This window comes from Nonomuraea sp. NPDC001684 (assembly GCF_053596515.1).
Window position 1 is genome coordinate 1 of sequence record NZ_JBSFGJ010000306.1, and the last position, 11,367, is coordinate 11,367.

Sequence of the window (11,367 nt, forward strand, 5' to 3'; positions counted from 1 at the left end):
TCCCCGCGACGTCCCCTGCCTTTCCGGTGACGTCCCCTGCCTTGCCGGTGACGTCCTCGACCGTGCCCGTCGCGGCCTGACCGGCTCGACGGGCCAGGCCGAGCAGCCGGCGGACCTCGTCGGCGCGACCGTGTCGCTGCTGGAGAGCGGCCGGGTCGTGGGCCTGCACCAGGGCCGCAGCGAGTCGGGCCCGAGCGCGCTCGGCAACCGCAGCGTGCTCGCCGACCCGGCCAGGCCGGACATGCAGGACTACGTCAACTTCGAGGTCAAGGGCCGCGAGTGGTTCCGCCCGCTGGCCGCGCTGGTGCTGGCCGAGCACGCCGAGAGCCTCTTCGGCGTCGACCGCCCGGCCCCGTTCCTGCAGTGCGTCGTGGACGTGCGTCCCGAGCACCGCGCGAGCCTGCCGGGCGTGACCCACGTGGACGGCACGGCGCGGATCCAGACCGTGGAGGAGCAGGCCACGCCGTTCCTGCACGCCCTGCTGACCGCGTGGCACGCGGCCACGGGCTCCCCGGTGCTGGTCAACGCCTCGCTCAACGGCCCTGGCGAGCCGCTGACCGAGACGCCCGAGCAGTCGATCGGCACCCTGCTCTCGACGAACCTGCACGCCCTGGTCATGCCGCCGTACCTGATCCGCAAGCGCGAGGAGCCGCCGGTGCCCGGCCTGAACTGGGACCGCGACTAGCATGCGCGTTCACCCGGCCGTCCCGGTGCTGCTGACCGCCCTGGCCGCGCTGTCGGCGGCCTGCGGCGGCGGCCCCGTGCGCACCACCCAGGGGGTGGTCGTGACCTCCGGCTCGCCGTCGCAGAGCACGCGGAACGCGCTGGCCGGGAAGGTCGTCGTGCTCGACCCCGGGCACAACGGCGGCAACGCCTCCCATCCCAAGGAGATCAGCCGCCCGGTCGACATCATCACCGGACGCAAACCCTGCAACACCACCGGCACCCAGACCGCCGCCGGCTACACCGAGCACGCCTTCACCTGGGACGTCGCGAACCGCCTGAAGCCGCTGCTCGAAGACATGGGCGCCAAGGTGGTGCTGACCAGGCCGGACGACACCGGCGTCGGCCCCTGCATCAACGAGCGGGCGGCCATCGGCAACAAGGCGCGGGCGGACGCCGTCCTGTCCATCCACGCCGACGGCGCGCCGCCGGCGGGCCACGGCTTCCACGTGATCCTGCCGGGCCTGGTGGCCGGGCACAACGACGCGATCATCCAGCCGTCCAGGAAGCTCGGCGTGGCCGTCCGGAACGCCTTCCGCGACGGCACCGGCCTGCCGTACGCCACCTACACCGGCGAGCAGGGCCTGCAGACCCGCACCGACCTGGGCGGGCTCAACCTGTCCACCCGCCCGGCGGTGTTCATCGAGTGCGGCAACATGGCCAACCCGGGCGACGCCGCCAAGATGTCCGACGGGGAGTTCCGCGGGGAGATGGCCGGCGCGCTGGCCGCCGGGCTCAAGCAGTTCCTGACCGGTTAGGCCCCGTAGGCGCGCAGGAAGACCTCGACGGCGGCGTCGGCGAGCCGGTCGAGCTCGGCCTCGGTGTGGTGCTCGCCGCCGCCCGCGAACATGACCCTGTTCACCGGGATCCACAGCAGCAGGCCGACGAAGTGGTCGGCGGCCAGCCGCGGGTCGTCCATGGGACGCAGGCCGTGCCCGGCCAGGCGGCCGAAGGCCGTGGACATGCTCTCCAGCGAACGCTCGAAGCCCTGCTCGTACCAGGTGCGGCCGAGGTCGGGGAAGCGGTCGGCCTCGGCGATGATCAGCCGTCGCAGCCGCAGCACGTCGGGCTGCATGATCGAGGCCAGGAACTCGCGGGCCAGCTTGCGCAGCCCCTTCTCCAGGTCGTCGTTGCCCTCCAGCGACTCGGTGATCAGCTTGGCCAGGCCCTCGATCTGCGCCGTGGTGTCGAGGATGATCGTGGTGAAGAGCTGTTCCTTGTCGCTGAAATGCTTGTAGACGGTCTGTTTCGAGACCGCGGCGATCGAGGCGACCTCGTCCATGCTCGCGCCCACGTAGCCGTTGCGCAGGAACACCGCGCGCGCCGCGTCCAGGATCTGCCTGCGCTTGCGGGCCGTCCGGCCGTCCTCGTCGGTCACCGTCACGCCACCTTTTCGATCATGAGTTCGCATAGTACTGGACAGTTCCGTACTCATTTGAGTACTGTACCGTCCAGTTCCCGAAACGAACAGGAGTGACGACCTCATGAGCGACCTTCAGCAGCAGGTGCAGCAGACCGCCGACAAGCTGGTCGAGTCAGGCGCCGAGCGCGGGTTGCAGGTGGCCGTCTACCGCGACGGCGTGCAGATCGTGGACGTGGTGGCGGGCGTGGCCGACCCGGAGACCGGCCGGCCGGTCACCTCCGACACCCCGTTCTACAACTTCTCCATCGGCAAGGGCGCGACCTCCACGGTCGCCCACATGCTGGCCGAGCGCGGCCTGTACGACTACGACACCCCGGTCGCCGACCTGTGGCCGGAGTTCGCCAGGAAAGGCAAGGGCGGCGTGACCGTCCGCCACGTGCTGACCCACACGGCCGGCGTGCCCGGCGTGCCGCTCGACACCACGCCCGAGGACGTCTGCGACTGGGACAAGATGGTCGCCGCCCTGGAGAACGCCGAGCTGTGGTGGGAGCCGGGCACGAAGATGGGCTACCACGCCTACACCTTCGGCTTCCTCGTCGGCGAGATCGTCCGCAGGGCCACCGGCAAGCGCATCTCGCAGGTGCTGCTGGAGGAGGTCTCCGGCCCGCTGGGCGTGGCCCGCGAGCTCTACTTCGGCATGCCGCCGGCGGAGCAGCACCGCCTGGCCCGCCTGGAGGACGAGCCGATGGACCCGTCGGCGTTCGGGGACATGCCGGCCGACCTGCCGATGTTCAGGGCCGGGCCGATGGAGCTGATGCCCAACGCCGCCCTCGGCAGCAGGCCCGACTACCTGACCGCCGACATCCCGGCCGGCGGCAAGACCTCGGCCAGGGCGATCGCGCGCATGTACGCCGCCCTGCTCGGCGAGGTGGACGGCGTGCGGCTGATCTCGCCGGAGCGGCTGCGCGAGGCGACCACGGTGGCCTACAGCGGCCCGGACGAGGTCTTCGGCATGCCCTCGACGTGGGGGCTCGGCTTCACCATCGGGCTTCCCGGCGGCTCGCCGCAGGAGAGCGCGACGGCGTTCGGCATCGGCGGGGCGGGCGGCAGCTACGCGTGGGCCGACACCGCGACCGGCACCGCCGTCGCCCTCACCAAGAACCGCCTCACCAACGACTTCGCCGCCGTCGGCGAACTGGCCGCCCTGGTCGCCCGGTCCTGACCGCCGGGCGCGGGGGCGTCGCCGCCTCCGGCGGGGCTCAGCCGTCGCGGCACAGGGGGCGGCCGCCGACCACGCAGGCGATGCCGTCGAGGTCGCAGCTCAGCAGGGTGCCGTCCATGCCGAGCACGAGCACGAGATCGCTCCTCGACCGGTGGGCCAGCATGATCCGGCCGACGACACCGTTGTCCAAGACCACGGTCGGGCGGCTCGCAGCGCTGTCCATGTCCTGGCGACTCCTCTCGGGTTCACAACAGGCCACGCGCGCCGGACCCGTCCCCACCAGGATGCACAGCCGCCGCCTCCGGCGCATCGGTCATCCGGCTCTACTTTCGTACGGATCCTGCGTTGTCGCCCTCCCGCCATGCTCGCAGAGGGCGGGGTGCGAGACTGACAACGGCAGGCGACGTGCAAGGAGGCCGGCGTGCGGACGTGGTTGACCGAGCGGTTCGGGCTGACGGTGCCCCTGGTGGGCGCGCCCATGGCCGGAGTGGGCGCAGGCCGGCTGGCCGCCGCCGTCTCCGCGGCCGGCGCGCTCGGCGTGATCGGGGTGTCCGCCGCCGCCCCCGCCTCCTGGATCGAGGCCGAGGCCGCCGTCGCCGCCGGGAGCGGGCGGCCGTACGGGATCGGGCTCATGGCCTGGGCGCTGCCCGGGAACCCGGCCCAGTTCGAGGCCGTGCTCGCGGCCCGGCCGCGGCTCGTCTCCGTGAGCTTCGGGCCGTACCAGCGGTACGTGGAGGAGCTGCGGCAGGCCGGCATCACGGTCGTCACGCAGGCGGGCACCACCGACGAGGCCCGCGCCGCCGAGCAGGCCGGCGTCGACGCGGTCGTGGCGCGCGGGGCCGAGGCGGGCGGCCACGGCCGGGCCGACGTCGGCACGCTGCCGCTGCTCCAGAGCGTGCTCGACGCCGTCCGCGTCCCGGTGCTGGCGGCGGGCGGCATCGCCACCGCGCGCGGGCTGGCCGCCGTGCTGGCGGCGGGGGCCGAGGGCGCGTGGGCCGGCACGGCGTTCATGGGCTGCGCGGAGACGGCCCTGCCGGAGACGGCGGCGGCCCGCGTGCTGGCCGCGGCCGAGACCGACACCGCCTACGGCCGCGTCTTCGACGTGGCCCAGCGGCTCGACTGGCCGGCCGAGTACGGCGGCCGGGCCCTGCGCAACACGTTCTTCGACCGCTGGGCCGGTCACGAGGAGGAGCTGGCGGCCGACGAGGAGGCCGCGGCGCGGATCGCCGCCGCCCGCCGCGACGGCGACTTCGACACCGCCTGCATCTACGCGGGCCAGGCCGTCGGGATGGTGCGCGAACGGCGCACGGCCGCCGACGTGGTGGCCGGTTTCGCCGAGGCGGACGCCCTGCTGCGCCGCTTCGCCCAGCCCGGCGGATGACGCCGCTCCTGGCCTGATGCATCCTCTTGTGCCATGACACATCAGACGCTCCCCCCAGCGCCCCCGGCACCCGCCGCGCCCTCCGTCGCCACGGCGCCGGAGACCGCGTCCGCCAGGGGCAGTGTGCTGGAGGTGATGGAGAAGATCGGCACGGTCGTCGTGCCGATCGCCGTCGCCGTGTACGCCCTGCTCTACCTGGGCTTCGAGAGCGTCTACGACACCTTCGGCGTCACCCCTGAGCAGGCCGGGCTCACCCAGGCGAGCATCTTCGGCCACCTGGTGGCGACGCTCGTGCTGCTCTTCCTGACCCTGCTGCCGCTGCTCGGCCTGGTCGTGGGCGCCTGGTGGCTGCTCGACCGGATCACCCGCGGCGCCGCCGGACGCGTCCTCGACCGGGGGCGGGAACAGCCGTGGCTGGCCGCAGCGGTGGGCGCGGCGCTGTCGGGCGTCGCGTACTGGGGGCTGCTCGGCATCCTCGACGTCACCGGCACGCCGGTGCTGATCACGGTCGCGGTGGTCGGGCTGTTCTGCCTGCTGGTGCCGTACCGGTTGCTGCGTGCGCGGCCCACCGGACGGGCCGCGATGCGCGTGCTGACGGGCGCGCTGGTCGGGGTGGGCCTGGGGTTCGTGCTCGTCGGCTGGATGACGCAGGGGGCCGAGGGGGTGCACGACCGCGGCGAGGCCAACCTCGTGCTCCAGCTCACCGGGTTCTCCAACCAGTGGGCCGAGGTGCGCGACGACTCCGGCAAGCTCCTGTCGAAGGGGCAGCGCTGGCTGGTGCTCGGCCAGGACTCCGGCGCGTACGTGTTCTACGACTGCGCCACGGCCGGCACGATCCGCCGTCCGATCGACGCGACGGTGCTGAGCAGGATCGAGCTCGACCCCGAGTTCGACGACCCCCGCCCCTGCGGTTACGCGGCCAAATAGAACACGTTCCGGTAAGTTACCGATTAGTATGGCCACCGAACAGTGGCAGGCGAGGAAATGGGTCACCATGTCTGAGCTAGAACGTGTTCCGCCCGGCGTGGATCCGAACGTGCCGAGCTCCGCCCGGGTGTACGACTACCTGCTCGGCGGCAAGGACAACGTCGCCGTCGACCGCGCGGTCGCCGAGCGGCTGCTGGCCGTCGCGCCCGACGCCCGGGCCGTCGCCAGGGCCAACCGCCGCTTCCAGATCGAGGCCGTGCGCCACGTCGCCCGCCAGGGCGTGCGCCAGTTCATCGATCTCGGCACCGGCATCCCGACCTCGCCGAGCATCCACGAGACCGTCCGCGAGGTGAGCCCCGCCTGCCGGGTGGTCTACGTGGACCACGACCCGATGGTCCGCCTGCACGCCCAGGTGCTGCTCGCCGACCAGCCCGGCGTCGCCGGCATCCAGGGCGATCTGCGCCGGCCCGCCGACATACTCGCCGACCCGCACGTCACCGGCCTCATCGACTTCGACCAGCCGGTCTGCGTGCTGATGGTCGGCGTGCTGCACTTCGTCATGGACGCCGAGGACCCGCCCGGCATCGTCGCCGCCTTCAGGAAGCCCATGGCGCCCGGCAGCCATCTGGTGCTGTCCCACGCGATGGCCGAGAGCTCTCCCGAGGCCATCGCCCAGCTCCGCCTGGCCACCGCCGGCTCGCCCGCCCAGGGCGCGTTCCGCAGCCACGGCGAGGTGCTGCGGCTGTTCGACGGGTTCGAGCTGATCGGGCCCGGCCTGGTGCCCGTCCAGGACTGGCGGCTCACGGACGACGACCACGTCCCGCCGCTGGACGGCACGCCCCGGCTCCGGCTCGACGCGGGCGTGGGCCGGGTGCCCGTTCAGTAGTCCTTCAGCGCGATGTTGGTGGCGAACTTGTCGGTCACCTTCATCATCAGGCCGAGCAGGAAGCCGAACTTGAAGGTCCAGTTCCGCATGCGGATCCCGGCGGGGGTGCCGGGCGCCAGGAACGTGCCCGCGTTGTTGCCGCTCCTCGTGACCTTGGAGTAGCGGCGCATCTGGCGTTCGTACTCGGCGAAGGCCACGCGGTGGTCGCCGCCCGCCGCGGCCAGCTCCTCGGCCAGCACGTACGCCCCCACCAGGGCCAGCCCGCTGCCGAACCCGCCCAGCGTGCTGCCGTACGCCGCGTCGCCCAGCAGCGCCACCCGGCCATTGACGTACCGGTCGATGCTCACCCGGCTGATCGAGTCGAGGTAGACGTCCTTGGAGCCGCGCACGGCGTCGAGGACCTGCGGGGTGCGCCAGCCCATGCCGGCGTAGGCCCGCTCCAGGATCGCCTTCTGCTGCTCGACGTCGTAACGGTCGTAGTCGAGCCGCTCGGAGGCGAAGACGAAGAACGCCGGCGCCTTCGGCCCGCCGACCGCGACCATCCTGCCGGGCTCGTTGTACATCTGGCCGTGCGGGCCGAAGTCGGTGTCCAGCTCCACCAGCGCGTAGTAGTGGCCGAGGAAGTCCACGCACTCGGACTCGGGGCCGAAGGCCAGCCTGCGGACGTTGGAGTGGATGCCGTCCGCGCCCACGACCAGGTCGAACGTGCGGGGGGCCGAGCGTTCGAAGGTGACGTGCACGCCGCCCGCGGCCTCGGTGAGCGAGGTGATGGAGTCGCCGAAGACGTACTCGCAGGTTGACGCGGTGCGCTCGTACAGCAGGCGGGCCAGGTCGCCGCGGCGGATCTCGATGTCGCCGCCGGTGAACTCGCCGGGCATGACTCCGAGCGTGCGGCCGTCGGCGTCCACGAAGTGCTGGTCGGTGCCGCCGGTCTGGAGGCGGCGCACGTCGTCCAGGATGCCCATGCGGGTCAGGACGGTGTGGTGGGTCTCGCCCTTGAAGTCCACCGCCTGGCCGCCCTCGCGCAGGGCCGGCGCCTTCTCGACGACGGTGACGTTGCAGCCGTGGCGGGCCAGGCAGTGGGCCAGCGCGGGGCCGCCGATGCTGGCTCCGGAGATGAGTACGCGGGTGTTGTGCAGGTTGTCTCTCATGTCGGCAAGCCTCGCCGGGAGCGCTGACAGCCCGGCGACGACCGGCTGACAGTCCCCGGCGCGGCCGTCCCGGACTGTCAGGGGCATTTCGGCGGGCTGTCAGGTGAGGATCGTGGACCGGGCCTCGTCCCTGGTCATCGCGGCGCCGCGGGCGTACAGGGCGGCGAAGCGCTCCGGGCCGAGCGCGGCCGCGGCGGCGGCGGCCGTCGCGGCCACGTCGTGGTCGCCGGTCACCGCCGTCCCGCGCAGCGCCACCCCCGCGCCGAGCAGCAGCGCCGCCCGTTCCGGCGGGTCGTCGAGCAGGGCGGCCCCGGCCAGGCCCTCGACGGCGTCGGCCAGGTCGCTGTCGACCGGCGAGCGCAGCGCGACGGCCACCGCCTCCCGGTGCCGGGCCACGGCCTCGGCCGCCTCGCCCCTGGCCTGGGCCAGCCGGGCCAGCGCCGTGAGCACCTGCGGATCCGTGCTGCCGGCCAGCGGGGAGCCCGGAGCGGTGGCGGCCAGCGCGTCCCGCAGCCGTTCGGCGGCCTCGCCGAGATCCCCCTCGATCCTGGCCAGGTCGCCCAGCCTCACGTGCACGGCCGCCGTCAGCTCGGGCCGCCCCAGCTCGCGGGCCAGCTCACGGGCGCGCAGGCAGTCGGCCCTGGCCGCGGCCAGGTCGCCCGCGCGCAGCCGGGCGTCGGCTCGCCGGCACAGCACGTCCACCAGCTCGTCCAGCGCCCCCAGCTCGTCGAGCAGTTCGAGCGCCTGCGCCCACAGCTCCGTCGCCCGCGCCCACTCGCCGCGCCAGCCCGCGATGACCGCCAGCCAGTCGAGCCCCTGCGCCTTCCCCCAGCGCTCGCCCAGCGCGCCGAACTCCGCCAGCACGATCTCCAGCTCCCGCTCGGCCGCCACGATGCCGCCGTTCAGCAGCATGAGCAGCGCTTCGCCGAGCCGGCCGAGCGCCCGGCTCCACGGGTCGCCGCCCAGCTCGCGCTGCCGCGGCCGTTCCACGTCGCGCTCGGGCGGCCCCGCGGTCATGCCCCACAACGCGGCGGCGAACGGATGCCGTACCGGCCGGTCCGGGTCCGTCGTGATCTCGGCGGCCCGCCTCCAGTGCGGCGACCCGGTGCCGGGGGCGGCGTGCAGGACGGCGAGCACGTACTCGTCGGTCAGGCCCGCCGGCGGCTCGGTGCCGAGCACGTCGAGCAGCCGCCGGGCCGGCTGGACGGCCTGGCCGCGCCGCCCGCTCAGATACCAGTACATGGCCAGGGCGGCGATCAGCCGCAGCGCGGCCGGCGGGTCGTGCTCGACGCTCCAGCGCAGCGCGGCCTGGAGATCGGCGTCGTCGGCCCCCAGGCGGGCCAGCCATTCGAGCTGCTCGGCACGGTAGAGGTGGGGTTCGGCGCGCTGGGCGTGCGCCAGGTGCCAGGCGGCGTGCGCGGCGCGCATCCGCTCCTCCTCGCCCGCCTCGGCCAGCCGCTCGGCGCAGAACAGCCGAACGGTGTCGAGCATGCGGTAGCGGTCGCCGGCGGTCTCCACCAGCGACTTGTCCACCAGATCGGCCAGCAGCACGGCGCTGTCCTCGCCGCACACCCGCTCGACCGCCTCCAGCCGGGCCCCGCCGGAGAACACCGAGAACCGCCTGGCCAGCACCTGCTCCTCGGCGTCCAGCAGGTCCCAGCTCCACTCCACCACCGCGTGCAGCGTCCGGTGCCGGGCGGCGGCCGTGCGGTCGCCGCGCGAGAGCAGCCGGAACCGGCCGTGCTCGGCCAGCCGCGCGGCGATCTCCGCCACGGGGAACGTGCGCACCCGGGCCGCGGCCAGCTCGATGGCCAGCGGCAGGCCGTCCAGCGCCGCGCAGATGCTCAGCGTCGCGTCGAGGTCCAGCTCCAGCCCCGGCCGTACGGCGGCGGCGCGGTCGGCGAACAGCCTGACCGCCGGGTAGGCGAGCGCGTCCCCGGCGGGAGTGCCCGGGGGCGGGGTGCCCAGCGGCGGCAGCGGCACCAGGTGCTCGCCGGTGATGCCCAGCGGCTCCCTGCTGGTGGCCAGGACGCGCACGCCGGGACAGCCGGCCAGGAGGCGGCGGGCCAGCGTGGCGGCCTCGGCGACGACGTGCTCGCAGTTGTCCAGGATGAGCAGCAGGTCCTGCTCGGCGAGGGCGGCGACCAGGCGCTCGGCGGGGTCGGCCAGGCCGGGGACGCCCGGGCTGAGCGCCGACTCGCGCAGCCCGAGCGCGTTCAGCACCAGCAGCGGCACCTGTCCCTCCCCGGCCGCGGGCGACAGGTCGGCGAAGCACGCCTGCCGCTCCTGGTCGCGGGTGGCGGCCTCGACGGCCAGGCGGGTCTTGCCGGTGCCGCCGGGGCCGGTGATCGTGACCAGGCGCGCCCCGCGCAGCGCGGCCAGGCGCGCCAGCTCCTCCTCGCGGCCGACGAACGTGGTGAGCTGCGGCGGCGGCGCGGACCGCGTGGCGTGCGCGCGCCGCTGCTCGCCGCGCAGGATCGCCAGGTGCAGCGCCGCCAGCTCGGGTGAGGGGTCGGCGCCCAGCTCGTCGGCGAGCAGCCGCCGCCCCTCGTCGTAGACGGCCAGCGCCTCGGCCTGCCGTCCGGCCGCGTGCAGGGCGCGCATCAGCAGGGCGCGCGGGCGTTCCCGCAGCGGGTGGGCGGCGACCAGCTCGCGCAGCCCCGCCGCGGGCTCGGCCTCGGGCAGGTGCAGGTCGGCCTCGTACAGGTCCTCCCGGGCCGCGAGGCGCAGCTCCTCCAGCCGGTCGGCCTGCCCGGGCGCGTAGGCGGCCTCGCGCACGTCCGCGAGCGCCGGGCCGCGCCACAAATCCAGGCACTCCCGCAGGACGGCCGCCGCCGCCGCGTGCCGGCCCGCCGCGAGCAGCCGCCGGCCGTCGCGGGCCAGCCGCTCGAAGCGGTGGGCGTCGACGTCCTCGGGCGGGACCGCCAGCCGGTAGCCGGCGCCGTGGAACTCGATCAGGTCGGCGGGCAGGTTGCGGCGCAGCCGGGAGATCTGCGCCTGCACGGCGTTGGCCGCGCCGGCCGGCGGGCTCTCGCCGTACTGGGCGTCGATGAGCCGGTCGACGCCGACCGTCCGGCTCGCCTCCAGCAGCAGCAGGACGAGCAGGGCACGCGGTCGGGGACCGCCCACGGCGATCGGGTCGCCGCCGGCCGATCGCACCTCCAACGGGCCCAGGATGCCGAACTGCACGTGCCCGATTGTCCAGCATCGTGGCTGTTATCCGCACGTGGATGGGTGTGACCAGCGGTAACAGAAATGTCGGTATGCCTACCGATGAACATACGTATTTTCGAGCAGTCAACCAGCGCTTAGCGTCTGGCGGCAACAAGGCGAAACGGTCCGCTTGCTGTATCCGTCACCCTTTATCACCCCCCACATCCCCCTCACGCCCCGCGACCCAGGACACCCCTGACCGCGCGGCGGCCCGCGCACGCCCACAAGACGGCAACGGCCGGAGGGAGCCTGCCGAAAGGAGCACCACAGCGTGAAACGCAAAGCCTTACTCGCGGCGGTCGCCGGCCTGGCCACGGCCGCGACCCTGACGCTTCCCGCGTCGCCCGCGAGTGCCGCCCCGCCCGGAGCCACCCCTGCCCAACAAGGCTCCAGCAGCAGCCGAGCGGCGGCAGACCCCGCCTCGCTCGCCGCGGCGGTCGCCGACAGGGCGGTCTCCAGCCAGCTCGACAACCTCAGCAGAGGCCCCGACGAGGCCTACAG

Annotated in this window: 10 protein-coding genes and 1 pseudogene; 7 read left to right on the forward strand and 4 right to left on the reverse strand. The window is 74.0% G+C overall.

What is annotated here, in order from left to right:
* Window positions 1–685: carbamoyltransferase C-terminal domain-containing protein (locus tag ACWCSD_RS36685; RefSeq protein ID WP_449921886.1), on the forward strand; the 685-nt coding region annotated here is incomplete at its 5' end.
* 1 nt (window position 686) lies between these two features.
* Entirely contained in the window at window positions 687–1,481 is a 795-nt protein-coding gene (locus ACWCSD_RS36690) for an N-acetylmuramoyl-L-alanine amidase (RefSeq protein WP_397155650.1), read from the forward strand.
* Here ACWCSD_RS36690 and ACWCSD_RS36695 read toward each other — a convergent pair.
* Window positions 1,478–2,101, reverse strand: a complete 624-nt coding sequence (locus tag ACWCSD_RS36695) for a TetR/AcrR family transcriptional regulator (protein WP_387671321.1) — start codon at window positions 2,099–2,101, stop codon at window positions 1,478–1,480. The genes ACWCSD_RS36690 and ACWCSD_RS36695 overlap by 4 nt on opposite strands.
* Before the next feature lie 106 nt (window positions 2,102–2,207).
* Between ACWCSD_RS36695 and ACWCSD_RS36700 the strand changes: the two genes are divergently transcribed.
* Entirely contained in the window at window positions 2,208–3,308 is a 1,101-nt protein-coding gene (locus tag ACWCSD_RS36700; RefSeq protein ID WP_449921889.1) for a serine hydrolase domain-containing protein, read from the forward strand.
* 37 nt (window positions 3,309–3,345) lie between these two features.
* On the opposite strand, the gene ACWCSD_RS36705 is transcribed toward ACWCSD_RS36700, so the two are convergent.
* Window positions 3,346–3,531, reverse strand: coding sequence for a hypothetical protein (locus tag ACWCSD_RS36705; RefSeq protein ID WP_352320620.1), 186 nt, complete (start codon window positions 3,529–3,531; stop codon window positions 3,346–3,348).
* A 198-nt stretch (window positions 3,532–3,729) separates the two neighbouring features.
* Between ACWCSD_RS36705 and ACWCSD_RS36710 the strand changes: the two genes are divergently transcribed.
* From ACWCSD_RS36710 to ACWCSD_RS36720, 3 genes are all read left to right on the forward strand, one after another.
* On the forward strand, window positions 3,730–4,689 hold the full coding sequence (locus ACWCSD_RS36710) for an NAD(P)H-dependent flavin oxidoreductase (protein WP_449921891.1): 960 nt from the start codon (window positions 3,730–3,732) through the stop codon (window positions 4,687–4,689).
* 33 nt (window positions 4,690–4,722) lie between these two features.
* Window positions 4,723–5,616 (forward strand): hypothetical protein, encoded by an 894-nt coding sequence (locus ACWCSD_RS36715; RefSeq protein WP_397155656.1) that lies wholly within the window; start codon window positions 4,723–4,725, stop codon window positions 5,614–5,616.
* Window positions 5,617–5,683: 67 nt separating this feature from the next.
* Window positions 5,684–6,502, forward strand: a complete 819-nt coding sequence (locus ACWCSD_RS36720; protein WP_358291810.1) for an SAM-dependent methyltransferase — start codon at window positions 5,684–5,686, stop codon at window positions 6,500–6,502.
* Here ACWCSD_RS36720 and ACWCSD_RS36725 read toward each other — a convergent pair.
* Window positions 6,496–7,653, reverse strand: a complete 1,158-nt coding sequence (locus ACWCSD_RS36725) for an FAD-dependent monooxygenase (protein WP_449921894.1) — start codon at window positions 7,651–7,653, stop codon at window positions 6,496–6,498. The genes ACWCSD_RS36720 and ACWCSD_RS36725 overlap by 7 nt on opposite strands.
* Before the next feature lie 99 nt (window positions 7,654–7,752).
* Window positions 7,753–10,842, reverse strand: coding sequence for a BTAD domain-containing putative transcriptional regulator (locus ACWCSD_RS36730; protein ID WP_449921896.1), 3,090 nt, complete (start codon window positions 10,840–10,842; stop codon window positions 7,753–7,755).
* 295 nt (window positions 10,843–11,137) lie between these two features.
* Here ACWCSD_RS36730 and ACWCSD_RS36735 point away from each other — a divergent pair.
* A pseudogene (locus ACWCSD_RS36735) lies at window positions 11,138–11,367 on the forward strand (hypothetical protein); the annotation flags it as partial.